Source organism: Acinetobacter endophylla, assembly GCF_053543775.1.
In genome coordinates this window covers 22,020-47,706 of sequence record NZ_JBLVOM010000232.1, presented here as the reverse complement: position 1 = coordinate 47,706, position 25,687 = coordinate 22,020, and the positions used below count along the sequence as shown (strand labels likewise).

The 25,687-nt window shown below is 42.9% G+C and carries 27 protein-coding genes; 26 read left to right on the top strand and 1 reads right to left on the bottom strand.

Annotation, left to right across the window (positions count from 1 at the left end; genetic code table 11):
• Positions 1 to 50: 50 nt before the first annotated feature.
• The 16 genes from ACNPNW_RS06785 (at position 51) to ACNPNW_RS06710 (ending at position 16,135) form a co-directional block, all read left to right on the top strand.
• Entirely contained in the window at positions 51 to 752 is a 702-nt protein-coding gene (locus ACNPNW_RS06785; protein WP_448766793.1) for a fimbrial biogenesis chaperone, read from the top strand.
• A gap of 41 nt (positions 753 to 793) precedes the next feature.
• The gene (locus ACNPNW_RS06780) at positions 794 to 3,124 is read left to right on the top strand and encodes a fimbria/pilus outer membrane usher protein (RefSeq protein WP_448766792.1); all 2,331 of its coding nucleotides are present in this window, start codon (positions 794 to 796) and stop codon (positions 3,122 to 3,124) included.
• 10 nt (positions 3,125 to 3,134) lie between these two features.
• Positions 3,135 to 3,545: a hypothetical protein gene (locus ACNPNW_RS06775; RefSeq protein ID WP_086044098.1), complete on the top strand. Its 411-nt coding sequence runs from the start codon at positions 3,135 to 3,137 to the stop codon at positions 3,543 to 3,545.
• A gap of 273 nt (positions 3,546 to 3,818) precedes the next feature.
• Positions 3,819 to 5,099, top strand: coding sequence for a glycosyltransferase family 4 protein (locus ACNPNW_RS06770; RefSeq protein WP_448766791.1), 1,281 nt, complete (start codon positions 3,819 to 3,821; stop codon positions 5,097 to 5,099).
• 20 nt (positions 5,100 to 5,119) lie between these two features.
• A complete protein-coding gene (locus ACNPNW_RS06765) occupies positions 5,120 to 5,671 on the top strand; it encodes a phosphatase PAP2 family protein (protein WP_448766790.1) in 552 nt (183 codons plus the stop codon).
• 87 nt (positions 5,672 to 5,758) lie between these two features.
• Positions 5,759 to 5,959 (top strand): Fe-S cluster assembly protein IscX, encoded by a 201-nt coding sequence (gene iscX, locus ACNPNW_RS06760; protein WP_004278360.1) that lies wholly within the window; start codon positions 5,759 to 5,761, stop codon positions 5,957 to 5,959.
• 110 nt (positions 5,960 to 6,069) lie between these two features.
• Positions 6,070 to 6,501, top strand: coding sequence for a nucleoside-diphosphate kinase (ndk, locus tag ACNPNW_RS06755; protein WP_004647460.1), 432 nt, complete (start codon positions 6,070 to 6,072; stop codon positions 6,499 to 6,501).
• Positions 6,502 to 6,623: 122 nt separating this feature from the next.
• Positions 6,624 to 7,859, top strand: coding sequence for a dual-specificity RNA methyltransferase RlmN (rlmN, locus tag ACNPNW_RS06750; protein WP_448766789.1), 1,236 nt, complete (start codon positions 6,624 to 6,626; stop codon positions 7,857 to 7,859).
• 14 nt (positions 7,860 to 7,873) lie between these two features.
• A complete protein-coding gene (gene pilW, locus ACNPNW_RS06745; protein ID WP_005261820.1) occupies positions 7,874 to 8,674 on the top strand; it encodes a type IV pilus biogenesis/stability protein PilW in 801 nt (266 codons plus the stop codon).
• Complete coding sequence (locus ACNPNW_RS06740) at positions 8,665 to 9,456, top strand: helix-turn-helix domain-containing protein (protein WP_004647463.1); 792 nt, start codon at positions 8,665 to 8,667, stop codon at positions 9,454 to 9,456. The genes pilW and ACNPNW_RS06740 overlap by 10 nt, the downstream gene beginning before the upstream one ends.
• A 23-nt stretch (positions 9,457 to 9,479) precedes the next feature.
• The gene (ispG, locus tag ACNPNW_RS06735) at positions 9,480 to 10,601 is read left to right on the top strand and encodes a flavodoxin-dependent (E)-4-hydroxy-3-methylbut-2-enyl-diphosphate synthase (protein ID WP_253173471.1); all 1,122 of its coding nucleotides are present in this window, start codon (positions 9,480 to 9,482) and stop codon (positions 10,599 to 10,601) included.
• A 3-nt stretch (positions 10,602 to 10,604) separates the two neighbouring features.
• The gene (gene hisS, locus ACNPNW_RS06730) at positions 10,605 to 11,900 is read left to right on the top strand and encodes a histidine--tRNA ligase (protein WP_448766788.1); all 1,296 of its coding nucleotides are present in this window, start codon (positions 10,605 to 10,607) and stop codon (positions 11,898 to 11,900) included.
• Positions 11,901 to 11,930: 30 nt separating this feature from the next.
• Positions 11,931 to 12,629, top strand: a complete 699-nt coding sequence (locus ACNPNW_RS06725) for a YfgM family protein (protein WP_448766787.1) — start codon at positions 11,931 to 11,933, stop codon at positions 12,627 to 12,629.
• Complete coding sequence (gene bamB, locus ACNPNW_RS06720; RefSeq protein ID WP_448766786.1) at positions 12,626 to 13,774, top strand: outer membrane protein assembly factor BamB; 1,149 nt, start codon at positions 12,626 to 12,628, stop codon at positions 13,772 to 13,774. The genes ACNPNW_RS06725 and bamB overlap by 4 nt, the downstream gene beginning before the upstream one ends.
• A gap of 168 nt (positions 13,775 to 13,942) precedes the next feature.
• Positions 13,943 to 15,352 carry a ribosome biogenesis GTPase Der gene (der, locus tag ACNPNW_RS06715; RefSeq protein WP_004278348.1) on the top strand — a complete coding sequence of 470 codons (1,410 nt, stop codon included), beginning with the start codon at positions 13,943 to 13,945 and terminating at the stop codon, positions 15,350 to 15,352.
• A gap of 138 nt (positions 15,353 to 15,490) precedes the next feature.
• Positions 15,491 to 16,135: a 4'-phosphopantetheinyl transferase family protein gene (locus tag ACNPNW_RS06710; RefSeq protein ID WP_253159873.1), complete on the top strand. Its 645-nt coding sequence runs from the start codon at positions 15,491 to 15,493 to the stop codon at positions 16,133 to 16,135.
• Between the two features lie 23 nt (positions 16,136 to 16,158).
• Here the strand turns inward: ACNPNW_RS06710 and ACNPNW_RS06705 are convergent, their stop codons facing one another.
• Positions 16,159 to 16,929 (bottom strand): SDR family oxidoreductase, encoded by a 771-nt coding sequence (locus ACNPNW_RS06705; RefSeq protein ID WP_180038804.1) that lies wholly within the window; start codon positions 16,927 to 16,929, stop codon positions 16,159 to 16,161.
• A gap of 91 nt (positions 16,930 to 17,020) precedes the next feature.
• Here ACNPNW_RS06705 and mazG point away from each other — a divergent pair, with 91 nt between their 5' ends.
• The 10 genes from mazG to ACNPNW_RS06655 all read left to right on the top strand — a co-directional run bounded on the left by mazG (position 17,021) and on the right by ACNPNW_RS06655 (position 25,673).
• The gene (mazG, locus tag ACNPNW_RS06700) at positions 17,021 to 17,833 is read left to right on the top strand and encodes a nucleoside triphosphate pyrophosphohydrolase (protein ID WP_448766785.1); all 813 of its coding nucleotides are present in this window, start codon (positions 17,021 to 17,023) and stop codon (positions 17,831 to 17,833) included.
• Positions 17,793 to 18,215 (top strand): ComEA family DNA-binding protein, encoded by a 423-nt coding sequence (locus tag ACNPNW_RS06695; RefSeq protein ID WP_396469371.1) that lies wholly within the window; start codon positions 17,793 to 17,795, stop codon positions 18,213 to 18,215. Before mazG ends, ACNPNW_RS06695 begins: the two co-directional genes overlap by 41 nt.
• 136 nt (positions 18,216 to 18,351) lie before the next feature.
• Positions 18,352 to 19,824, top strand: coding sequence for a polynucleotide adenylyltransferase PcnB (pcnB, locus tag ACNPNW_RS06690; protein ID WP_311204280.1), 1,473 nt, complete (start codon positions 18,352 to 18,354; stop codon positions 19,822 to 19,824).
• Positions 19,821 to 20,306, top strand: coding sequence for a 2-amino-4-hydroxy-6-hydroxymethyldihydropteridine diphosphokinase (gene folK, locus ACNPNW_RS06685; protein WP_085064510.1), 486 nt, complete (start codon positions 19,821 to 19,823; stop codon positions 20,304 to 20,306). The genes pcnB and folK overlap by 4 nt, the downstream gene beginning before the upstream one ends.
• A 53-nt stretch (positions 20,307 to 20,359) precedes the next feature.
• Positions 20,360 to 21,169 (top strand): 3-methyl-2-oxobutanoate hydroxymethyltransferase, encoded by an 810-nt coding sequence (gene panB, locus ACNPNW_RS06680; protein ID WP_396469370.1) that lies wholly within the window; start codon positions 20,360 to 20,362, stop codon positions 21,167 to 21,169.
• Position 21,170: 1 nt separating this feature from the next.
• Positions 21,171 to 22,019 carry a pantoate--beta-alanine ligase gene (gene panC, locus ACNPNW_RS06675; protein WP_448766784.1) on the top strand — a complete coding sequence of 283 codons (849 nt, stop codon included), beginning with the start codon at positions 21,171 to 21,173 and terminating at the stop codon, positions 22,017 to 22,019.
• 18 nt (positions 22,020 to 22,037) lie between these two features.
• The gene (rapZ, locus tag ACNPNW_RS06670) at positions 22,038 to 22,889 is read left to right on the top strand and encodes an RNase adapter RapZ (RefSeq protein ID WP_004278335.1); all 852 of its coding nucleotides are present in this window, start codon (positions 22,038 to 22,040) and stop codon (positions 22,887 to 22,889) included.
• Entirely contained in the window at positions 22,886 to 23,155 is a 270-nt protein-coding gene (locus ACNPNW_RS06665) for an HPr family phosphocarrier protein (protein ID WP_034438008.1), read from the top strand. Before rapZ ends, ACNPNW_RS06665 begins: the two co-directional genes overlap by 4 nt.
• 2 nt (positions 23,156 to 23,157) lie before the next feature.
• Positions 23,158 to 23,691, top strand: a complete 534-nt coding sequence (gene yjgA / locus ACNPNW_RS06660; RefSeq protein ID WP_004278333.1) for a ribosome biogenesis factor YjgA — start codon at positions 23,158 to 23,160, stop codon at positions 23,689 to 23,691.
• A 713-nt stretch (positions 23,692 to 24,404) separates the two neighbouring features.
• Positions 24,405 to 25,673, top strand: coding sequence for a sensor histidine kinase (locus ACNPNW_RS06655; protein ID WP_396469369.1), 1,269 nt, complete (start codon positions 24,405 to 24,407; stop codon positions 25,671 to 25,673).
• The last annotated feature ends 14 nt before the right edge of the window (positions 25,674 to 25,687 follow it).

The following is a 25,687-nucleotide window of genomic DNA, read 5'->3' as shown; positions in this document are numbered from 1 at the left end:
TTAATATTTTTATGATTAATAATAATTATATTTAGGTCTAGGAGTGAAATATGATTAAAAAAATTATAGGATTTTCTATATTGTTTTTATTTAGTTTTTCTTTATCAGCGGGAATAAAATTCAGTCCTATCCAACTCTATATTCAAGATTTTAAAAGACAGAAAAGTACAACTGTTAATATTGAAAGTACAGGATTAAGTACTTCAAAAATATATGAAATTAGTGCGTTTAAATGGCAGCAAAATGAAAAAGGTGAAGATGTTCTATTGGAGGATAATACTTTATTGTTTAATCCAAAAACATTTGAGCTAAAACCTGAAAGTAAACAAGTTGTCCGTATCGGGTTTAGCCAACCCCCATTAAATTTAGAACAACAGCAATCATGGAGGATCATTTTTAAAGAAGTAACACCAGTTGATGATAATTCTTCGATTAATTTTTTATTTAATTTCTCACTGCCTTTTTTTGCTGGAAAACAGGTAGCCCCACAGTTAAATGTAGATCTGCAAAAAATTAATGAGCTGGCTTATCTAAATATAAATAATTTATCTAAATCTCATGCAAAAATTACTGAAGTTATAGTAGTGGATAATAAAAACAATCAACTCATGAAAAAAGATTTTGTTCAATATATTTTGAGTGGAAATAAAATTAAATTTGAACTTGGGGAATTAAAAGAGAATGGAGATTTGAAATTAAAAATAAAAGTGGAAGACCATGAGGGATATTTGGAATTTCCTGTAAAAGCCTAGAAGATGCTTACAAAAAGAATAAATAGTAAAAGGATGATGCTATGAAGATCACTAAAATTCTTCTAATGATCGCGTGTGGGATGGGGCTAACAAATGTAAATGCTGAAAATGTTCAACAGAGGGGGCAGAAAGACAATTTAGAAATGTTCATCGTAAATATATGGGTAAATGGCTTAGATTATAAAACTGAAGCAATTCATTTTTCTGATGGAGGGCAGAGATATATTGAGTGTGAGGCTTTATCCAGAATCGGAATTCACATTGAAAGGATCCCCCGTCACTTGGTCAAGAAAGAATTCTGTTTGTTAAATCAACCCGGTGTAACAGTTGAAGATGATTATAGTTTACAAGCCATTAAAATTAACTTTCCAGTCAATTATTTTGAAGATACTCATTATGAATTAGAGATAGAAAATCCCGAGAAAGCGAATTTTGGAGGGTTTGTTAATTATAGCTTATTTTATAATAAAGACGATGAAGAACAAGAGTTTAATACATTTTCCGAAATTGGGATATTTAAAGATTATTGGTTATTAAAAAATGCTTTTTTATATCGTAATGAACCTGAAGATATTGAAGAAGGATTTTTACGTGTCAATACGACGCTCGATGTTGAATTTCCAAAAATCTTTTCAAGACTTACCTTGGGAGATACGACGAGTCCTTATAGCAGTTTAAATAATTCTTTTCGGTTTGGCGGGCTAAGCTTTGGTACCAACTATACCAATCGTCCAGACTTTGTTTACTGGAATGCGCCGACTTTAAATGGGAGTGCAAGCGTACCCTCAACAATTGATCTATATATTAATGGGGTGCGTTTATATCGGGATTCTGTGACCCCTGGTAATTATAACCTTCCTGCTGGAGCAATGTTGAATCAGGCGGGTGATGCGCAAATTGTTGTAGAAGATATTTTAGGGAATAGGACCGTCCAGAGTTTTCCCGTTTATATTAATAGTCGATTATTAAAACCAAAATTGAATGAATATAATATTTCATTGGGTAAATTAAGATATAACTATGATTATGTCGATGATGATTATCGGGAGTTTTTTACAAAATTATTTTACCGGCGGGGTATAACTTCTTCAACGACCTTGGGAGGAGATTTTTTATATAGTAAAGATGTCAGCAATTTTGATTTTTTATGGACCCAAGGAATAAGTAAATACTTGCTTATGGATAGTGCATTTTCAGTTAGCCAAACAGAAGTGGATGATGAACAAGGATATGCGGCTTCGATAGCTCTAAGTCGGGATTTTAGAAACTGGTCCTTTGGTATAAATAGTCGATATTTTACTCAGGAATATCAATATTTAAGTGGTGATGTATATGACTCTAATATTGAAGCCTCAAATATTCTATATTTTAATTTTTCCAATTTGGGATTCATTGATGGATTAAATCTTAGTTATATTTATCAATCTTATTATGATCAAAATGGTTTTAGTAATGATACTCAGAAAATTTTTGATATTCGAGCTTCAAAAAGCTTAACAAAAAAATTATATACAAATTTTGGCTTTTATAAAGATTTTGGGAATGATGGTGATCATGGTTTCAATATCGCCTTATCTTACGATTGGGAAGAAAAGGGTCAAATTTATTTAAATCACGATACTGAAGATAATGAAACGGGTTTAAGTTTTAGTCACAGAACGATGACTCAGAATGGTTTTGATTATGTTTTGGGGGTTAATCGTACTGAAGAGGAAGTGAATTACAATGCTTATGGTTTATGGAAAACCAGTATCGGTAATTTACAACTTTCTCATGATGAGTATGAGGATCGTCGTAATTCACAGGCTATGTTTGAGGGTGCCTTAGTCTGGCTGGGTGGTAAAATGGCATTCACCAAATATGCTGATAATGCTTTTGCTCTGGTTGAGGTGGATCAACATCCAAATCTTGATATCTATCGCTCAGCGAGTCTAGCTGGAAGCACCAATAATCAAGGCTATATGTTTATACATAACATCATCCCTTATATCCATTACGATATTTCTTTTGACCATAACCAGTTAGCGATGGAAGAAACTTTTGAACACTCTTCTAAAAAAATGATTGGTCTGGATCAACGTGGATATAAGCTGAATTTTCCTATCTATAAAACCAAACGTATTGCGCTAAGAATTAAAGATGCACAACAAAATAATTTAGTTATAGGCTCTGAGGTTCTTGTAGATGGTCTCAGTACAGAACCTTCTTTTGTTGATAGTCAAGGTATTGTTTACCTATATCTATTTAAAGCAGGTACTTACAACCTCAAAGTGAAGACTAAGAGAGGACAGCAGTGCCAGGCTCAATTTATTCTGAATGAAAACCAATTCCAGAATTCAGACAAGCAAATTCTGGAAACTCTATGTAAGTAGGAGTAGAAAAATGAAAAAGCTCTTTTTATTTATTACCGCACTCAGTATGAGTGAAATAGCCATGGCCCAATATTGCTCGATTGATGGTTTTACCACTCCAGAATTACGTCTAGCCAGCTATCAGCGTAGTCAGGCTGCCACTTCATTTAATATTTCATGTGATACTGGCTATTCAATTTTATTTAATAGTCAGAACCTGGTGAGTTCCAACGGTATAAGTTATGTGTCCAACGGTCCTAATAAATTGCGCACCAAATTAAATTTGAGTGGTGCAAATAGTGGGTTATGGGGAGTCAGAGTGAATCAGGGAGCTTCACAGAGACAGAAATATGTCGTTTCGGTTCAACTCGAAGAGAATCCTTTTAATGGGGTGCCAGCTGGAACTTATCGTGATCGAATCTCTGTCGATATTAATTTTTAAATCATAGAGATGAGGAAATGACCTGAAAGACTTTAAATCAACCTGAGATCAGTGCAGTAGAGTAAACATGCAGAAACTTCGAGGGGATTAAATGAAGATCTGCTTAAAGTGAATATCTTTTTAGTGTGAGGAATAGTTGGTATTCACTTATTTTTTTAATATAAATAATCATTTAGAAGATTTATTTTTGGATTTTTTTTAGTTATTTTTATTCATCAAATAGTCATGAGATCTTTTTATACTGGATGAAAAATATAAGCGAATAGGTGCGAGATGCAACAAATTTCCATCTCAGAATTATTAGAGCAACGACCTGTTATTCATAAAATCCAGTTTGATTTAAAAGAACAACGTAAACAGGCCATTCGTGACAAAATTATCTTAGAAGATCTGACACGGTCCCGTTTAAAAATTGCCATTGTTACCGAAACCTGGCCTCCTGAAATTAATGGTGTTGCCCATGCTTTATTGCAACTTTGTAAAGGATTACAAAAACAGGGGCATAAGATTTTATTAATACGTCCAGAACAACGACAAGCCTGTAACGATTTTAAACCGCATAGTGAATGTCTGGTTAAAGCGCATTGCCTTCCTAAATATAGCAATTTGCAGTTTGGTAGACCGCAATTTCTAAAAATCCATCAAGCTGTTGAAACTTTTATACCCGATATTATCCATATCGTGACCGAAGGCCCTTTGGGTTTGGTAGCTCAGCAGCTTGCAAAATTCCATAAAATTCCAGTCTCTAGCGGTTTCCATTCGTCATTTCAGGAATTCAGCCGGTTTTTTGATTTGGCTTTTTTGCTTAAGCCGATTCAAGGTTATTTAAAGTGGTTTCATAATAATACTGATTTGACCTGTGTTCCGAGTCGAGGCACCGCTCAAGCCTTAAATCAGTTTGGCGTAACTTGTCCCATGGCAGTTGTGGGTAGAGGCGTCGATCCAGATACATTTTCACCAAAGTGGCGATCACCAGATTTGCGCTATGCTTGGGGAGTTTCAAATGAGACCCGGGTGATGTTGTATGTCGGACGTCTTTCTCCTGAAAAGGAAATTGACGTGCTGATCAAGACCTATTTTGTTCTGCGCCAAGTTCGTCAGCAAGATATACGTTTGGTGGTGGTTGGAGATGGGCCGGATCGCACTCGACTGCAACAACTGAATCAGGATGGCAGTATTGTTTTTACCGGTAGCTTGACAGGAGAAAAACTGTCAGCGGCGTATGCCAGTGCAGATGTCTTCTGTTTTGCCAGTCAGGTTGAAACCTTTGGAAATGTGGTATTGGAAGCGATGGCCAGTGGCTTGCCAGTGATTGCTTATGATTATGCTTGTGCAAACTTGCATGTGCAGCATGGTGAAACGGGATGGTTGAGTAGACTTGGACATCAGCAGGGGTTGATCCAGCAGATGCTCGGATTGCCTGATCAGCAAAAATTGCAGCAGATGGGTGCGCAAGCACGTAAAAAAGCCGAAAAAGTAGGCTGGCAATATCCGGTCCGGCAATTTGAACAGGCACTGTATTCACTGGTACAGCATCAGGAATACAGGATATAAAACAAGAAAGGAGCACCAGTGTGAAACTCCAGAATGTAAAGATTAAATTTTTAGAAATCGATTTGAAAGGCTGTGTTTATCTGAATCATTTTTCGCATTCAGTCCGTATTGCCACTTTTTTTAAAATTATTAGCCGCTTAGGAAATGGTGCATTTTGGTATTTCATGCTGATACTGGTTTGGATCATGCAAGGCTTGATCTATACCGTGCAGATTGTTTATCTGATTTTGGGAAGTACTATAGGTACTATGATTTACAAGGTGCTTAAAATCAAAACTGTACGACCACGTCCTTATCAGGTACATCAAGTGATCCGTTTGGGTGAGCATCCACTGGATCATTTCAGTTTTCCTTCCGGGCATACCTTGCATGCCGTGATGGCAACCACCGTTTTAGGTTATGTCGCACCTTTATTACTGATGCTGATGTTGCCTTTTACGGTTCTGGTCGCAGTGTCCCGAATGGTGCTGGGATTGCATTATCCAAGTGATGTGGCAGTTGGCGCAATTCTGGGTGGCATGATGGCAATTGCCATTGTCCTGACCGCGCCTTATCTGAATATTGTGCTGTAAAAATAAGTGAAAGCCGGAGCAAAGGCTCGCAGATTTTCACAGATTTGTTAAAGTACAGCATCAAAGCAATTATGGTGAGAAATAGAGATGGGTTTACGTTGGACTGACACGCTCGATATCGCGATTGAACTCTATGAAGCGCATCCAGATGTGGACCCGCAGTGGATTCGTTTTACTGATTTACATGCCTGGGTGTGTGCTTTGCCTGAGTTTGAAGATGATCCAACCAAGTCGACTGAAGGTTTGCTTGAAGCCATTCAAATGGCATGGATTGACGAGGCACGCTAAGGCCTCATCTTAAAAAAGCATTTTTTTACAGATGAAAAGCAGAAAAATGCGCATTATCTCGGTATAATGCGCCAAATTTTCATGTCAACAATTGACTTAAGGAGCCTATCATGGCTATCGAACGTACTTTATCTATCGTTAAACCAGACGCAGTTGCTAAAAACCACATCGGCGACATCTTTGCTCGTTTCGAGAAAGCTGGTCTTCAAATTGTTGCAACTAAAATGAAACATTTGACTCAAGCTGAAGCTGAAGGCTTCTATGCTGAACACAAAGAACGTGGTTTCTTTGCTGACCTAGTTGCATTCATGACTTCTGGTCCAGTGGTTGTTTCAGTTCTTGAAGGCGAAAACGCTGTTCTTGCTCACCGTGACATCCTTGGCGCGACGAATCCTAAAGAAGCTGCTCCTGGTACTATCCGTGCAGATTTCGCTGTAAGCATCGACGAAAACGCTGCTCACGGTTCTGACTCTGTAGCATCTGCTGATCGTGAAGTTAACTACTTCTTCGCTCAAACTGAGATTGCTCCACGTACTCGTTAATTCGCAGTATTCAAGCCAGATAAGTGTTATTATACTTATCTGGTTTTTTTATTCTCTGAATAATTCTTTGCTCACATATTGAGCTTCTCCTTTCATCTTTAGACATGGTTTAGGTAATACACATGAGTACTGAAGCAGTCGCTGTATCAGCAGTTTCTGAGCCACAGCAACACACTCCATCCGCTCTAGCACAGGCAAATACTGTCGAGAAAGTGAATTTACTTGGCATGTCACGTCCGCAAATGGAAAAATTCTTTGAGGACATGGGTGAGAAGAAGTTTCGTGCCGGGCAGGTGATGAAATGGATTCACCAGTTCTTTGTGACTGATTTTGCTGAAATGACCAATATTTCCGGCAAACTGCGTGAAAAACTGGAAAAGATTTGTGAAATTAAAGCGCCTGAAGTGGTGCATAAAAACTATTCTAAAGATGGTACCCGTAAATGGGTATTCCGTGTTGGCGACGGTGAAGGTTCCCTCGTCGAAACCGTATTGATTCCTGCTGAACATCGCAGTGGTTTACGTCGCACTTTGTGTATTTCTTCACAAGTGGGCTGTGCACTGGACTGTTCATTCTGCTCAACCGGTAAACAGGGTTTTCAGCGTGATTTGACTCAAGCCGAAATTATCGGTCAGCTCTGGATGGCGAACTATTCCTATATGGAAGATGTGCCTGTACTTGAGCGTGAACGTTCAGTCACGAACGTGGTGATGATGGGCATGGGCGAGCCATTGCTCAACTACGATGCAGTATTGAATTCAATGCGTATTATGCTGGATGACTTTGCATACGGCATGTCAAAACGTCGTGTGACTTTATCGACTTCTGGTGTGGTACCGAAAATCGATCAGATGGTCAAAGATATTGACGTGGCGCTGGCTATTTCATTGCATGCGCCAAATGATGAACTGCGTAACGAGCTGGTGCCGATCAATAAAAAATATCCGCTTGAGCAGCTGATTGCTGCATGTCAGCGCTATATTGCTAAAGATGGTAACGAAAGTTCACGTAAACATGTGACGATTGAATATGTGATGTTAGATGGCGTGAATGACCATCCTGAACATGCTCAGCAAATGATTAAGCTGTTGAAGAATTTGCCAAGCAAGATTAATTTGATTCCTTTTAATCCGTTCCCGCATGCGCCATATGGCCGCTCAAGCCGCAACCGGATTATTTCTTTCCAAAAAACTTTGTCTGATGCCGGTTTTGTGTGTACGATTCGTCAGACACGCGGTGATGACATTGATGCCGCGTGTGGACAGTTAGTCGGACAAGTCGCTGACCGTACCCGTCGTGCGGAACAGTGGAAAAAGAAAATTGCGCAATCGAATGAGATCATGCGCTCACAAGGATAATAAGAGGTCGCCAGTTGAGAAATCTAACATCAAAGTTTGCTTTGATTTCAACAGTATGTGTGTCTTTGGTTTTAGTCGCGTGTCAGACGCCAGATCTGGGTCAGAAAGACCCTGAAAAGGCCACCAAAGTCCGTACCCAATTGGCGGTAGAATATCTGAGAACAGGTGACCTGGATGCAGCCAAACGTGCGCTGGATCAGGCACTTGAGACTACTCCGCGTGATTCTCAAGCAAATATGATGATGGGCGTGCTACTGCAACAGGAAGGTAGTAAGCTTAATCTCGAAAAAGCAGATCATTATTTCAAGCGTGCGATTTCGGCAGATCCGAAAAATGCGCAGGCGCGAAATAATTACGGCACTTATTTATATCAGCTTGAACGCTATAATGATGCAATCGAGCAGTTTCAAATTGCTGGTGCCACTTTAGGTTATGATCAACGTTTCCGTGCATTGGAAAATATGGGACGGATTTACCTGAAACTGGGTGATACAGCGAATGCTGAAAAATCATTCAAACAGGCGCTACAAGCCAATCGCGATTCTTATATTTCAATGTTAGAGTTGGCAGAAATATTTTATTTGAACCAGCAGTTCCCGGCAGCGACACAAATGTATCAACAGTTTGTGCGCGGTGTGGGGCAGAAAAATCAGGGTGCCCGTGCACTCTGGATTGGCATTCGCACTGCGCGTGCCGGAGGTGATCAGTTGGGTATGCAGGTATTGGTCAACCAGTTACGTGCACTCTTTCCTGAAAGCCAGGAATACCAACGTTATTTGCAATTACAGTACAGTACTGAGGCCGTATGGAAGTAAATCCTAATTCACCATCGAATCATTCGAGCGTAGCTCCAAATGCGTTAGGAAATATTCAACGTCCGGGCGAGTACTTGCGCCAGATTCGTATCAATCAGCAACGTAATCTGGAAGATGTAGCGAAAGAGCTGAATATTCCGGTCAAAACCCTGACTGCTCTTGAGCAGGATGAATACAAATCTTTGCCTGAAGCGACCTTTATCAAAGGTTATTACCGGACTTATGCCAAATTTCTGGGTGTAGATGCGTCTAGTATTATTCAGCGTTTTGATGAAATCTATACCAATGATACCGGGTTGCTGCCGAATCATGCCCTGAACAATTCTCCAATTAAAATTATGGGGAAATTACCAGGTTCCAAGCGTGACCGTAATCGTAAGTGGTTAAAGCGCATTTTTATTACGCTGGTACTTTTGCTGATTTTGGGCGCACTGTTTGCCATGATTCAGAACTGGTCGAGTAGTAATTCCCAAAATAGCAGTGAAGTCTCTGGAGTAGGCGCTTCTAATGTCGAGATTCTGAATCTGGATACAGGTGCCGCACTTTCCGGCGATCAGCTGAAACTTGATTTTAACCGTCCGACTTCGGTGCATATTGTCGACTCGGCGGGTAATGTTCTGGCAACTGGCCGTCAGGCATCGAGCTTGCAACTGAATGGTGAAGCGCCCTTCCAGATTCGTCTGGATGATGCATCGGCTGTATCACTCAGTTTGAATAATGAAAATATTTCATTGTCACCCTACACTGTGAACGGAAAAGCAGAATTCCGTTTATCACCTTAACAGATCAAGAGTAGAGCAGAACGATGATCGTAAATCCAATTAAACGTCGTCCAACACGTAAAATTCGTGTGGGTTCAGTTTATGTGGGTGGTGATGCACCAATCAGTATCCAGTCCATGACCAATACTGAAACCTGTGATGTGGCAGCTACGGTTGCACAAATCCAGCGCTGTGTAGATGCAGGCGCGGACATCATGCGGGTTTCTGTGCCTACCATGGAAGCGGCGGCGGCATTTGGTGAAATTCGCAAGCAGGTCAATGTACCTTTGGTGGCGGATATTCACTTCGATTATAAAATTGCTTTGGCAGTTGCCGATTTGGGTGCAGACTGCCTGCGGATTAACCCGGGCAACATCGGTTCGGAAGCGAAAATCCGTGAAGTGGTGGCCGCAGCACGTCATAACGACATTTCCATGCGGATCGGTGTCAATGCCGGCTCACTGGAAAAAGATATTCAAAAGAAATATGGCGAGCCGACGGGTCAGGCTTTGCTTGAATCTGCGATGCGCCATATCGATATTTTAGACCGTCTGGATTTCCAGGAATTCAAAATTTCAGTCAAAGCATCGAATGTGTTCCTGACCATGGATGCGTATCGTTTGCTGTCACAGCAAATTGATAATCCGCTCCATCTAGGTGTCACGGAAGCGGGTATTTACCGCACCGGTTCGGTTAAATCTGCGATCGCTTTGGGCGGCCTGCTGATGGAAGGCATCGGGGATACCATGCGTATTTCACTGGCTGCCGAGCCTGAAGAAGAAATTAAAATTGGTTTTGATATTCTGAAATCGCTAGGTCTGCGCTCCAATGGGATTAACTTCATTGCCTGCCCAAGCTGTTCACGTCAGGAATTTAATGTGATTTCAGTGATGCAGCAACTTGAAGAGCGATTAGAAGATATTCGTACCCCAATGGATGTGTCTGTCATTGGCTGTAAGGTCAATGGTCCGGGTGAAGCCAAAGAAGCGGATATTGGTGTAGTGGGTGCAGCACCACGTTCACTTGTGTACCGTAATGGTGAAAAGAGCCATTTAATTGACACGAATCAATTGGTTGATGAAATCGAAACCATGGTTCGTCAACGTGTTTCCGAGCTTGAAGAAGCTAAATCTAAAGAAATTATTCGTACAAGTTTTCCTGAGTAGATCATGAGTTCAATCGTCGCAATCAAAGGTTTTAATGACATTCTCCCAACGCAAACCCCAGCTTGGAGACGTCTTGAACAGCATCTATCCGGTTTGATGGATGCCTATGGCTATCAACAAATCCGTCTGCCTATGGTTGAGCAGACCAATCTGTTCAAACGTTCGATCGGTGATGCAACCGATATCGTTGAAAAAGAAATGTATACCTTTCTGGACAAGGGTAATCCGCCTGAGTCGTTGACGTTACGTCCTGAAGGGACGGCTGGCTGTGTACGTGCCATGCTGGAGCATAATCTGCTGCGTGGTGCGACGCCTCGGGTCTGGTATATCGGCCCAATGTTCCGTTATGAAAAACCGCAAAAAGGCCGTTACCGTCAGTTCCACCAGTTTGGTGTGGAAACCTTTGGTGTTGCGACTCCAGACATGGATGCAGAACTGATTCTGATGACGGCGCGTCTGTGGAAACGTATGGGGGTGGCAGACAAGGTTCAACTTGAGTTAAATACACTCGGTGAGTCAGATGAGCGTGCAGCATATCGCGCAGCATTGGTTGAATTTTTAGAGTCGCATAAAGCCGATCTGGATGAAGATTCTCAGCGCCGTCTGACCACGAATCCACTGCGTATTCTGGATTCTAAAGATGCCAAGACACAAAGCATCTTGGAAAATGCACCGAAACTGCATGACTTTATGGGTGAAGAAACTCTGGCACATTTTGCCCAGTTACAGCAGTATTTGACTGATGCAGGCGTGAGCTTCGTGATCAATCAAAAGCTGGTACGTGGTCTGGATTACTACAACAAAACTGTTTTTGAATGGACCACAACCCATTTGGGTTCACAAGGTACGGTATGTGCCGGTGGCCGTTATGACGGTCTGGTGGGGCAACTTAAAGGCAAGCCTGATCAATCTGTGCCGGCAGTTGGTTTTGCCATGGGGATTGAACGTTTATTGCTACTGCTGGAACAGGTTGAAGACAATACCCCAACCCGTGATTGTGAAGTGTTTTTGGTGGCTGAGCCGGCTGCTCAAGGTAAGGCTTTGGTCATTGCAGAACAGATCCGGGATCAGCTGGAAGCAGCGGGCAGTCAGGTTCGTCTGAAAGTAGGCTCACAGGGTTCAATGAAATCGCAAATGAAAAAGGCCGATCAAGCCGGTGCTTTGTATGCAGCGATTTTGGGTGAACGTGAACTGGAAGCTCAGGCGTTTACTGTGAAAGAGTTGGCAACCGCAGAGCAATCGAATGTACCATTTACGGACTTCGTTGCATTTTTTAGTACTAAAATTTCTTCAAAATAATCGATAAAACATTAGGAAAAGGGTAATCTCATGAGCGCAATGAGTGGTGATGAACAGTTTGAAAGCTTAAAATCCTTTACGAAGAAATATGGTTCTTCGATGATTACCGGGATTTTAATTGCGCTGATTGCCTTTTTTGGGTGGGAATATTGGCAGAAGAAAAACCTGGCAGAGTCGCAAATGCACACTGCCAAGGTTCAGCAGTTGATGGATGATGCGCAGGCATCGAAAGGTGATGGTTTTGCTAAGTTATCTGAAGCTGCGGACAAAATTGTCAAGGAAGCGCCTGATTCAGCTCAGGCGATTCAGACTCAGCTGGTGATGGCGAAACTGGCTTATGATAAAGAAGATTATGCTGCGGCCGAGAAAGCGCTACAGAAAGTTGAAAACTCGAAAGTAGATGATAAAGGCTTGGTTCAGGTGGTGAAACTGCGTCTGGCTTATGCACAACTGGCACAGAAAAAATATGATGCGGCTTTGAAAACTTTAGAAGCTGTCACTGATCCTGCATTTAAAGCAACAGCCGATGAAGCACGTGGTGATATCTATGTTGCCAAAAATGATATTGAAAATGCGAAAAAAGTATATCAAAGTGCATGGGATGCCTTGATTGAACGTAAAGAAGAACGTCAGATTTTACAAATTAAGCTCGAAAGCGTAGGCGTGTTGGTCGATGATCCAGAAATCGAACGCCCAATTATAGAAACACAAGCGGAAGATGCTGCATGAATAGAAAATACAAAATTACCTGTGCCTTGACTGTTTTAACGCTTGCACTGGCTGGCTGTGCAGGTAAAACCAATAAAGTTCCAGAAGTAAAACCGAATCCACTTCCAAAACTGACTCAAGCCAAAACACTGGTGTCTGTATTTTCCACCAGTGTGGCTGCGACAGATGAGGCTGATCCGTTACGCCTGCGCCTGGATGCAGACAATGGTGTGGTTTTTGCGATTGACCCGAAAGGTGAAGTGTCTGCATTTAAGGGTAAACAGCGTCTGTGGCAGAAAAAAGTCAGCAAAGAGAATTTAAGTTCTGGTGTTGAGGCTGCTGAAGGTCTTGTTGTCGTGGGTAACCAGAAAGGCCAGCTGTTTGCGCTGGATCAACAAACTGGTGAGCAGAAATGGACTGCGCAATTGACCGGTGCTTTATTGGCACCCTCATTGATTCACGCAGGCCGTGTGATTAGTGTCAGTAATGATGGCACCGTGTATGCGCATGAAATCGCGACCGGTACGCAAGTTTGGACTTATAACTTGCCTAATGTACAATTCAGCCTGCGCGGCATGGCTGCACCGGTTGCATTGGATGCTCGTAATGTACTGATTGCATCTTCCAATGCCTATATCTATGCACTGGATGCCTTAAGCGGTGTGCCAAAATTACAGCGTCGTGTCGCAGTGTCGGATGGACGTTCTGATCTCCAGCGTCTGGTGGATATTGATGGTGAGCCAGTGGTTGCAGGTCAGTTTGTGGTCACGACCAGTTATCAAGGTCAGGTGACTGTTCTAGATTTAGCTTCACAACAGGTGGTGTGGAGTGAAGATGCCAGCAGTATCCAGCGTCCGGAAGTTGTGGGCAATGGCGTATTTGTGGCGCAAACCGATGGCAAAATCAAAGCCTTCGAGATTACTTCGGGTCAGCCGCTTTGGGAAAATGACCAGTTGTTGAATCGCAAGTTAAGTAATCCAGTGATGCTGGGTACAGACCTTGTTGTCGGTGATCTGGATGGTGTTTTACACCTGATCGATCCGCGTACTGGACAAATAACTGGTCGTTCAAAAACTTCCGGGGAAGTACGTAGCTTACGCGTCATCGACAACCAGCTTTATGTTTCTACACGCAAGGGCGCATTAAGCATTTGGCAGAACCGTTAATTTTAACGAGCCTTATGCTAAACTAGCCACAACCGTATTTTTGTGAACGCGGGGTGATTGAAAAATCAATGCCCCGTGTTTTTATTTAGGGTATTTCCCCCTTATATCTTCCTATACTTTCTGATGTTCAGGCCACTTTGACGCCTGATATTGAATAAAGGTTACTCTATGAAACCCGTAATTGCGCTCATTGGTCGTCCGAACGTCGGAAAATCAACGCTGTTCAACCAGATTACCAAGAGCCGTGACGCATTGGTGGCAGACTTTGCAGGTCTGACACGCGACCGTAAATATGGCGATGCAACTTATCAAAATAAATCTTTCATTGTGGTCGATACTGGCGGTATTGGCGAAAATGAAGGTGGGATTGACTCGTACATGGCAGAGCAGTCCAAGACTGCTATTCATGAAGCCGACATCATCATTTTTGTGGTTGATGCGCGTGCCGGACTGCTGGCTTCTGATGAACAGATTGCCCGTGAATTGCGTACTTTAGGCAAAAAAGTCTTTCTGGTGGCCAACAAGGTCGACGGCGTACATGCTGAAGCTGCCCTGGTTGAATTCTACAAACTGGGTATGGGCGAGCCGCTACAAGTGGCAGCCAGCCATGGTCGTGGTGTTCAGCAGATGCTGGAAGATGTACTTGCTGATGTACCGGAAGATGAAAATCCGGAAGAGCATGACAAAAACACGGGTCTGCGTTTAGCGATTATTGGTCGTCCGAACGTCGGTAAGTCAACGCTGGTGAACCGTTTGCTCGGTGAAGAGCGTGTGGTGGCATTTGACCAGCCGGGTACAACACGTGACTCGATTTATATTCCATTCGAGCGTGATGGCCGTCAATACACCCTGATTGATACTGCAGGGGTGCGCCGTAAAGGTAAAGTTGATGAAATGATTGAGAAATTCTCGATTGTTAAAACTTTACAGGCAATGAAAGATGCTAACGTAATTGTTGTTGTGGTTGATGCGCGTGATGGTATTGTTGAGCAGGACTTGCATTTGATTGGCTATGCACTTGAAGCGGGTCGTGCCATGGTCATTGCAGTCAATAAATGGGATAACATGACTGAATATGATCGTAAGCAATGTAAGCTCGATGTAGAGCGTCGCTTCGATTTCATTCCATGGGCCAAAGTGCATTTGATTTCTGCATTGCATGGAACGGGTGTGGGTGATCTTTATCCATCGATTCACCGTGCTTATGATTCATCTCGTTTGAAAGTGTCACCAGCAAAAATCACCCAGATTTTAAATGATGCGACAGATGCCCACCAACCGCCGATGGTTCAGGGTCGTCGTATTAAAATGCGTTATGCGCATATGGGTGGGCAGAATCCACCAACGATCGTGATTCACGGAAACAAGGTGGATAAAACTCCTGCAGATTATCGCCGTTACCTGGAAAACGTGTTCCGTAAAGTGTACAAGCTTGAAGGTACACCGATTAAAATCGAGTTTAAAACTTCGGAAAACCCGTTTGAAGGTCGTAAGTCTCAAGTGGATGAGCGTGCAGCTGCGCGTAAACGTCGTTATGTACAGAAGTTCAAGAAAGCCGAGAAGAAATTTAAACGTTAATTCTATAGTTTAAATTTTTCGGATAAAAAGCCTGCGTAAAGCGGGCTTTTTGTTTTGAGAAAATAATGAATTTCTCTCCCAATAAAAGTGTGAATTCTTTTACACTCAAATCAATTGATATCTTTTTAATGGATTCACGTGGCTCGGCTGATTCAAATTCATCTGCATCAACTTTCTGATCTGACTTGTCATTCGTTGTCAGACCGCAAAACCCAGGTTGCCGAACGGAAACGCGAAGTGGCGTGTTTGCGTAATCAGCTTTTATCCCAATCTTTTGAATTGCCAGTTAGCGATCAACAGGTGGTGCGGACGAATTTCGGCAAGCCTTATTTAAATGACTATCCGGATTTCAGTTTTAATCATAGTCATAGTCAAAATTTCTACGCCTTGGCCACGAGCAAGCAAGTTCAGAATTTAGGAATTGATATTGAAGAACTGAATCGTAAAGTCCGTTTTGAAGCCTTGGCACAACATGCCTTTCATCCCGAAGAATTAAAATATTGGAAAATGCTGGCTTATGATCCCGAATACTGGTTTAAAGTCTGGACCACCAAAGAGGCGGTGTTAAAGGCATCAGGCTTGGGAATCCGGATAAACCTGAATGAGCTCAATACCAATATCCATCCTGAGCAAAATGGTGGGCGCTGCGAACATCCAGAGATTGGCGTCTATGCCTATCAAAATTATACGCTTGCTGGCTGCATGTTCACCGTGGCCTGGCAAAGTGAGGATTCCTGCAAGGGCTTGAGATTTCCTGTGATCCAGATTCATCACACTGTCTAAAACAGAATGAACCCGAATATTTTTTATTTTCTAGAAATGATCAGATTACTCAGCCGATTCACAAATTGTGGACTCATCCGCGATAAATGAAATAAAAACTGGCTTTTGAATCCGACCGGATGATGCGTTGCCTGCCATATTGAATCTTTGAGCTGTGCCAGTTTCAGAATATCTCGTGCAACATCTTCTGCTTTTAAATGCACGCCCATTTTTTTAATACTTTCTGACTGCATATCTTTGACCATGGCCGTATTAACGAAAAGTGGCATGACATCCAAGACTCGAATCCCATAGGGTTGCCACTCAATATCCAGACTTTCAGTCAGGCCACGCACTGCAAACTTGCTGGTGGAATAACTGCTTAAATCGGCCTGGCCATAAATCGCCGAAGCTGAAGATAGATTAATGATGCGGGCAAATGCAGACTCTTTTAAATAAGGGAAAGCGGCATGACAGCCGTTCATGACTCCTTTAACATTAATATCCAGAGTCCGATGATGTGCCGTAATATCAGTTTCTTCAAAAGGGCCTGAATATAAAATCCCGGCATTATTGACCAGAATATTGATTTTCCCCGCCCAGGCCGAAAATTCAGACAAGGCTGTTTCCCAGGAAGCATAATCGGCCACATCGAGAAAGCCGGCTTTGGCATGTTCGCCCAGTTGCTGGGCCAGCTGTTCAGCCTGTGCTGTATTGATATCATAAATACCGACTTTATAGCCGTGCTGGTAAAATAACTGGGCGGTTGCTGCCCCAATTCCTTGTGCTGCACCGCTAATCAATATACTGTGCATGTGCCTGATCTCCTTATTGTCTTTTTTTTGAGCATAACAAGAAACCGGCAGATTGACGCGACTATTTGGTAAAAAAAAGAGGTTTTTAAACATGGAACAACTACTCCAGGTCATGCGCGAATTACGTGAAAAATGTCCATGGGATCAGCAACAGACCCCCGAATCTCTGACCAAATATGCCATTGAGGAAGCTTACGAAGTCGAAGCAGCAGTCCGCTCTGGAAAAGTCGATGATGTCCGCGATGAGCTGGGTGATTTGCTGTTACAGGTGGTGTTCCAGTCGCAGATGTACAGTGAGCAGGGCGCTTTCGATTTTCAGGATGTGGTGCAGGCCATTACCGATAAACTGATTCGCCGTCATCCGCATGTATTTCAAGTTGAACAATTTGCAAAAATGAGTCCGGAAGATGTGTCCGAGTTATGGAAAGAAATCAAACAGCAAGAAAAGCAGGGCAAGCCGCGTTCACGCCTGGATCAGATTAAACATGCACCGGCTTTGGCGCAGGCCGATGAAATTCAAAAAAATGTCGCCAAAATCGGGTTTGATTTTCCCGACATGGCGGGTGCTTATGCCAAGCTGGAAGAAGAACTGGCTGAATTAAAAGAAGCGGTAGCCGGACAAAATTCCGATGAAATACAGGAAGAATTTGGCGACTGCTTATTTTCTCTGGTCAATGTTGGACGTAAACTTGGCATCTCCAGCGAGATGGCATTATTGGGTACGATCCATAAATTTCGGACCCGCTTTGCCTTGATGGAAGATCAGGTACAATTACAACAATTAGACCTGGAAAAGCTGTCACTGACTGAACTTGATCAGCTCTGGGAACAGGCTAAATTAGAATTAAAACAAAGAGCAGCACATGAAAAAAATACCTTATCGAATCGGTCCAACGTGGATTAGTCTTCTTTTAAGTTGTTGGCTGGGCTTTATTTCTATCGGAACTGTGCATGCGACTGCGACCGATTATATGGAATGGAAGACCCAGCAACAGCAACATGATGCCCGCCTAAAGAAAAAAGCTGCCACCACGGTTTCATCAGAAAGCAATCACTATCTGGCGAAGCCTGCATTATCGGCATCTTCCACTGCTGATAAAATCAGTTTAAATAATGCAACTGTGGAGCAATTACAACAACTGAATGGCATTGGTCAAAAGAAGGCCGAAGCGATTATTGAACATCGGCAAAAAAACGGAAAATTCAAAAGCATTGAAGAGATCCAGCTAGTCAAAGGTATTGGGCCGGCATTATTTGCCAAAAACAAGGCCAGACTGGCCTTGTAAGGCGACAGCATGGATCATGACTAGCTGATTGATTTGACTCGCAGGATTGACATAATCAAATTGCCCTTTAGGCGTGTAAGCGATATGATTAGCGTCATCTTAGAATTTTACGTTCAGACGTAGGAGACAGCGTCTTTTGCAAACTTTGCGCGCGTCAAAATGTGGTTTATCAACCGCTCAATTACCTTCTTATATTCTCGATGTGATTGATGCCTTAAACAAGGCAGGCTATGAAGCTTATATCGTGGGTGGTGGTGTTCGAGATCTGATGTTAGGTTTGAATCCTAAAGATTTCGATGCAGTCACCAATGCAACCCCGGCTCAGGTCAAGGAAGTTTTCGGACGACGTTGTCGGATTATCGGACGACGTTTCGAACTAGCGCATGTCTATTCAGGGCGGGAACTGGTTGAAGTGGCAACCTTCCGTGCACCACCAAAAAAAGCAGTGACCTCGGCCGCGGGGATGATTCTGCGTGATAATAACTGGGGCAGCATCGAGCAGGATTTTGCCCGTCGTGATTTCTCCATCAATGCAATGTACTACCAGCCGCGTAAAGGCATTGTGCTGGATTTCTGCAATGCGGTCGATGATATTCACAGCAAAACCTTACGCTTACTGGGTGATCCGACTTTAAGATTTGAAGAAGATCCGGTGCGGATGCTGCGAACCTTACGTTTTGCGGCCAAGCTGAACTTTAATATTGATGAGGCGATTCTGGATGTCTTTACGCCGGAAATGACCCAGTTACTGCGTGATGTTTCTCCACATCGACTTTATGATGAATCACAGAAACTGTTCACCATGGGACACCTAAATCGTGTCTTGCCAATGCTGATCGATTTCGGGATCTGGCAGCAGTTATTTGCAGATATCAAGCCTGAAATTACGCCGTTTATGGAACGTGCTGCGAAAAATACCGATCAGCGTATTTCTATCGGCAAGACCATCAACCCTGCATTTTTCTATGCGGTATTGTTATGGCAGCCGTTCCTTGAGCGTTGTGAATTCTATCTGAATAAAGGTGTGGTAGCGGCCGAAGCCCGTGCCCAAGCTGGGCTCGACGTATTAAAACGTCAGGCGACTCGCACCATTATTCCACGCTTTGCGGAAACCTTTATTCGTGAAGTCTGGGAAATGCAGACCCGTTTGCTGAATCCAAAACCACAGCAAATCGAAGCTTTGTCCAGCCATGCGCGTTTCCGTGCTGGCTTTGACTTTTTGCTGTTGCGTGAAAAATCAGGCGATGCAACTGCACAAGGCATGGGTAGCTGGTGGGATGCTTATCAGCAAATGAGCGGTGACGAGAAAGAACGGGCCATCAGCCAGTATAACCGTCAGCGTGCCAAGAGCCGTCGCAAGGCGAGTCAAGAAGAACATCTGGAACAGAAACTGACCCAACAGCAAGATCTTGCCGAGATTGAGCCATTAGTGAATGAACCTGAACCACGCAACCGTCGGGTGCGTAAAGCCAAGTTTGAAGACAAAGTGAAACCTCTGTCGCATGTGGCAGCCAGTGCCAGCGGTGAAATTGGCGCAGATCATCCGATTATGAAACGTAAGCGGGTAAAACGTGATCTGAGCCAGGTGGTGTTTGGGCCAACACAATGATCGTGACGTATATTGGCCTGGGCAGTAACCTGGGCGATTCACGCCAGATTCTGGCAGAAGCTGTACAGAAACTGGCGACCTTGGGACAGGTGAAAACTTCACATCTGTATCAAAGCCCACCCATGGGACCACAGGATCAGCCAAACTATCTCAATGCAGTGGTGCAATTAAATAGCAATCTGGCAGCTTTAAGCTTGCTGGATCGTCTGCAAGCCTTTGAGCAGGATGCAGGTCGTGTACGTTTACGTCATTGGGGCGAACGTACATTAGATCTGGACTTACTGCTCTACGGTAATGAGCAAATTCACAATGAACGCTTGACTGTGCCGCATGTCGGGGTATTAGAGCGTGATTTTGTCCTGATTCCCCTTCTGGATATTGATCCTGAAATACAGGTTCATGGACACAGATTAAAAGACCTGGACATTGTCAAACAATCGACCCTCGCGGTACTCGATGACGGCAACTGGGCAAATATTTAATTTTTAAGTGATGGTAGCTTCGTCAGAACTTTTAAGCATAGAGGAACATTTTCATGGTCAGTCTGAGTGATTTAAGACGCTTTAAAGCAGATGGACGCAAATTTTCATGTCTGACTTGCTATGATGCCAGTATGGCCAAAGCCATGGAAATTGCCGAAGTGGACAGCATTTTAATTGGCGATTCTCTGGGAATGTCAATTCAGGGTCGTGATTCGACTTTGCCGGTTACGGTTGCAGATATGGCTTATCATACGGCTGCGGTACGCCGTGGTAACCAGCATGCCTTTATCATGACTGACTTGCCATTTATGAGCTATGCTACCTTGAATGATGCCTTGCAAAGTTCGAAAACCGTGATGCAGGGTGGCGCGCAAATGGTGAAAATGGAAGGCGGTGCATGGTTGGCGGAAACCGTGCAAGTGCTGACCCGTAACGGTATTCCGGTGTGTGTGCATTTGGGTCTTACTCCGCAGTCGGTACATGTCTTTGGCGGTTATAAACTGCAAGCCCGTACCCGTGAAGCGGCCGATCAGCTCATTGCGGACTGTAAAGCAGTAGTAGAGGCGGGTGCTGCATTATTGCTACTCGAATGCGTACCGGCACAGATTGGCCAGGAAATCACAGAACTGTTTCCGCACATTCCGGTCATTGGCATTGGCGCAGGTGCAGCTACAGACGGCCAGGTGCTAGTGGTACAGGATATGCTGGGTCTGACCTTTGGTCACACTGCAAAATTTGTACGTAATTTTATGCAAGAACAATCGGGTGCGACAGCCATTCTGGATGCTTTTAAAGCTTACCATGCTGCAGTTTTAGATGGATCTTTCCCGGCACCAGAACAAACTTTTCAGGTTGAATTGTAAGATGAAAACAGAAACCACCATTCAGGGCTTAGCGGCATCATTAAATCCGGCGCGTACCAGTCGCAAGATTATCGGTTTTGTACCGACCATGGGCAATCTGCATCAGGGGCATTTAAACCTGGTGCGTGAAGCGCGTAAGTTGTGTGATGTAGTGGTGGTCAGTATCTTTGTCAATCCGATCCAGTTTGGACCCAATGAAGATTTTGATAGCTATCCGCGCACGCTTGAGCAGGACCAGCAGCTTTTGGCAGAGGTCGGTTGTGACATCGTTTTTGCGCCGACGGTTGAGCAAATGTATGGTAAAAAACCGCGTCTGACCAATATTAGTGTTTCTGACATTACCAATGATTTATGCGGTTTGCAGCGTCCTGGCCATTTTGATGGCGTGGCGGTGGTAGTCACTAAATTGTTTAATATCGTACAGCCGAATTACGCCTTCTTTGGCCAGAAAGATTATCAGCAATTGGCGGTGATTCGTCAGTTTGTACAAGACCTGAATATTCCACTGGAAGTGATTGGTGTGCCGATTGCCCGTGCAGAAGATGGCCTGGCTTTAAGTTCGCGCAATGGTTATTTAAGCGAAGAGCATCGTGCAATCGCACCGGTCATTTATCAAAGCTTGCAAAAAGCTGAACAGCAATTACATGCAGGCGTGGAGCTGGATACGGTATTGGCGGAGATTCGCCAGACTTTAACCGATGCCGGGTTTGTGGTGGATTATGTTGAAGTCCGCACTCCAGAATTACAAAAAATTCATACGTTTAATCAAGATCTTGTGTTATTTATAGCAGCAAAGCTGGGGAATACACGTCTGATCGATAACCTGCAGGTTAAATACACTGCCGGCTAAAATGAAAGGGTAGCATGCATGAAGCGCATTTTAATTGTCACAGGACAATCTGGTTCGGGTAAATCATCTGCATTACAGGTGCTTGAAGATCTGGGTTATTACTGTATTGATAATCTGCCTTTGGCATTGCTTCCCGAAATCGTGGCAAAACTGGACAGTGAAAATAATCTGGAACAGCTGGCACTGGGCGTCGATGTGCGCAGTACCCGGGCAGATTTACAAGAATTTGATCATGTATTTGAGCAACTGCAACAGCATGGTTCGGTCGATATTATTTATCTGACCACGCAGGATCAGGAGCTGATTGCCCGCTTTAGTGCTTCGCGTCGGCCGCATCCTCTAGCATCACGCTTTAAAAGCCTGAATCAGTGTATACAGGAAGAAAAAATCCTGTTGATGCCGATTCAGTTGCGTTCTACGGTGCATATCGATACCACCGATAAAAGCGTGCATGATCTGAAACATACTTTGTTGTCCAAGCTTGGACAGGCCGATAACCTGATCCTGATTCTGCAATCCTTTGGTTATAAGCATGGCATTCCACTGGATGCCGATTATGTCTTTGATGTCCGACATTTACCGAATCCGCATTGGGAACTGGAACTGCGCAAATTTTCAGGACTAGATCAGCCGGTGCAGGCATTTTTACAAAAGAGCGATCAGGTCGAGGATATGTTCAATGATCTGTATCATTTTCTGGACAAGTGGTTGCCGACCTTTGCTGAAGGGCATCGTCATTATATGACCGTGTCGATTGGCTGTACCGGTGGTCAGCATCGTTCTGTTTATATTGTGGATAGACTAAAAAAAGCCCTTGAGGCAAAATGGTCTATTCAAGTCCTCCATCGAGAAATGAAGCACTGGTCATGATTGATACGACAGTTGACGTAATTAATAAACTGGGTTTACATGCACGCGCATCTGGTAAACTGATAGAAGTTACCACCAAATTTCGTTCCAGTATCCAGATTGGCAAGGCTGACAAATTGGTAGATGCCAAAAATATCATGTCATTGCTCATGCTTGGTGCAGGCAAAGGAACAACTTTACGCTTAGTGATTGAAGGAGCAGACGAGGACAAAGCCTTATCTGAAATTCAGGCACTATTTGCAGCAAAATTTTATGAGGCAGATTAATCGTGGCACGTCGACCGAACAGTTTAACTGAAGAAGATTTTGATTCTTTAGAGGGACGCGCAAGTAAGACCGAACAGAAAAAAGCAGTCCAGCGTATGGCTGCTTTAGGTGCGCAGCTTGCAGAGCTGAGCGCTAAACAAATTAAAAACTTACCCGTAGATGAGCGTTTGATTGATGCCTTGCTTGATGTGCAGGCAATTAGTTCACATGAAGCACGTCGTCGTCAATTTTCACGGATTGGTAAATTATTACGTAATGAAAATGAAACGGTAATTTTGTCTTATTTAACACCCAAACAAGGTCTTAAAAAGACAGCTCAATTACAGCGTTGGGTGGATCGAATTGTCAAAGATGGTGATCCGGCCATCAATGAATTTACCAAAACCTATAATGCGACAGAGCGTCATACCTTACGTCAACATTATCTTCGGGTACACCGTGATTTAAAGAATCAAGCACCTGAAGAGGAAGTAAATGCTTCTAAATTAAAGCTGTTTAACTATGTACAGCAAGTGGCCTTGATTTCTGACAATTAAGTAGCCATGTAAAAAAGCGGTCTTTTAGGCCGCTTTTTTTATAGCTGTTTTAATCCGGTTGGCTTGACTTGGATATGCATAGTTTATAAGTGATCTATCTTAATATTACTATTCCAGCTTCTAAAATTGCATGGGTGATAAAAAACACAAAATTTTCACAATTAATTTGTTAATAAATGTAAGTTCTTTACAATCCTCAGTGGTTTTTGGGGTCTGTTTTTAGTTGAAATGCTGATATTTAAAATATTTCTTACATTAGAATTGTTAAGATATTTTAAAAAATTAAAAATTAATTCTGAGCATTATTAGGTAGATGAAGCCTGATATAAAATCTGTTTTTAATCATAAGGTCAAACTATATAGTTGAAAAATCATTAGCTTTTACTTTAAATAGAGTAAAAAGCGATGGTGGATATTTTTTATTCGGTACTGTGTTACAGTAAATACAAATAAAGATACTTATTTTAGGTGAGATATATTAATTTCAAATACTTATGTAGATTTTTTTCGAATAGTAAATTTTAAAGTTATTCTTAATCAATTAAATATCAGTATCTTGCAGTTAAGAATGTATCTGGATAGAAACAGGTTAACAAATCCTTTAACCTAGAGGTGGGTTTTCATCGTTGAGTAAATATAGAATCTTTGTTATTGATTGTATGAATTTGGTCGGCTGTGTTTTCTTTATTCCATAAACATTCAGAGAGGCAGACATGGAACTAAAACTGCTAGAGGTCGGTCAGAATACGGAGCAATTAAGCTCGTGCCGTATATCTCTCATTTTAGGTGTCTATACCTCTAACAACCTATTAGACACCTTTTGTAAGATCGCCCGTAAAGTTTTAAACGTTAAAACCAGTATTATCGGCTTCCATACGGAACCATATATCTGGTACAGCTGTCCGCGCGGTTTCCGGGCCTTGCACGCCCCGCAGAACGTGAATCTGCCTGCGTATCTGCAACAGTCAGATGTCATTGACCAGATGCATCCTGCTTATACAGAACTGTCAAATTATGTGAAAAATCTCGGTGTAGCGCATCAGAGATTAGTCGCCTTTAATTTAAAATCAAGTAGCGGTGTGTCTTTTGGACAGGTCATTTTCTTTGATGATCAGACTGAAGGGTTTGATCAGGATGATATTGCCACTATTAAACAATTTGCTGAAAGTTTAGTGATTCGAATTCAGCTCAATCAAGAACATACTGAACTGAAAGAATTATATGAACAGCAATGCGCACTCAACTTCAGTAAAACCAAATTTTTCCAGATTATTGCGCATGACTTGCGTGCACCATTTCATGGTTTACTGGGCTTTTCCGAAGTGCTAGCGCAGGAGCGTGACACTCTGGACGAATCCAGTATCCAGAGCATCGCGGATTATTTATATGATAATGCACAATCGACCTATAACCTGCTGGAAAGCCTGCTGACTTGGGCGATGGCAGAGGGTGGACGCTTTATTTATCATCCGATTAATTATGAATTGAAACAATCCAGTAATATTGTGTGCAGTGTGCTGAAAAGTCTGGCCTTAAATAAAAAAATTGAACTGGTTGATAATATTCCTGAAGACATCAAGGTACATGCGGATATCAACATGATTACCTCTGTCTTGCAGAACCTGGTGTCGAATGCGCTTAAATTCACCCCGGTGAATCAAGGCGGTAAAGTGATTTTAGCTGCAGAAATGGAAGGCGAGCAGGTCAAGATTACGATTCAGGATACTGGCTTGGGCATGACTGAAGAGCAGATGCAGAATCTGTTTAAACCGACTTTGGGTGTGAGTGTCAGAGGCACAGCTGAAGAGAAAGGGGCAGGTTTGGGTCTGGTGCTCTGCAAGCGCTTTATTGACCTGAACCATGGTCAAATTGCTGTAGATTCCAAAGAGGGTCGGGGTACGACCTTTACCGTGCATTTACCGATGGTCACCAATGATCATCAGGCACTGGTGCTTGAAGATGTACATATCGAGCAATCTTAAAAGGTAAATTTCAA